The following is a 528-nucleotide window of genomic DNA, read 5'->3' on the forward strand; positions in this document are numbered from 1 at the left end:
GGACGTTCCGCTGCTCGAGGTGCGCAACGTCGCCAAGCACTACCCATTGGGCGGCGGGCTCTTCCGCCGGGCCGCCGGGACGGTACGTGCGGTGGACGACGTCAACCTGCAGATCCGGCCCGGCGAAACCATGGGTCTGGTCGGCGAATCCGGCTGCGGCAAAACCACCCTCGGCCGCTGCATCGCCCGCCTGCTCGACACCACCTCCGGCGAAATCCTCTACCGCGAGCCCGACGGCGCACAAGTCGATCTCGCGCAGCTGAAGGGCAGGGCGCTACAGAAGTACCGCTCCCAGATCCGAGTCATCTTCCAGGACCCCTTCTCCTCACTCAACCCCCGCATGACCCTCGAACAAATCGTCGGCGAACCACTCCGCGTCAACGGTCTCGCCTCCGGACGCGACCTCAAAGATCGCGTCGCGAACATGCTTTCTCGCGTCGGCCTGCGCCCCGACTACATGCCCCGCTACCCCCATGCCTTCTCCGGCGGCGAACGCCAACGCATCAACATCGCCCGCGCCCTGATCAC

The 528-nt window shown here is 66.7% G+C and carries 1 protein-coding gene; it reads left to right on the top strand.

Annotated elements, in window-relative coordinates; all coding sequences use genetic code 11:
- The coding region (locus ELR45_RS41695; RefSeq protein WP_240760260.1) for an ATP-binding cassette domain-containing protein at positions 1-528 on the top strand (528 nt) is incomplete at both ends.

Origin of the sequence: Phytoactinopolyspora endophytica (genome assembly GCF_004138495.1) — a bacterium.
GTDB classification, from domain to species: domain Bacteria; phylum Actinomycetota; class Actinomycetes; order Jiangellales; family Jiangellaceae; genus Phytoactinopolyspora; species Phytoactinopolyspora endophytica.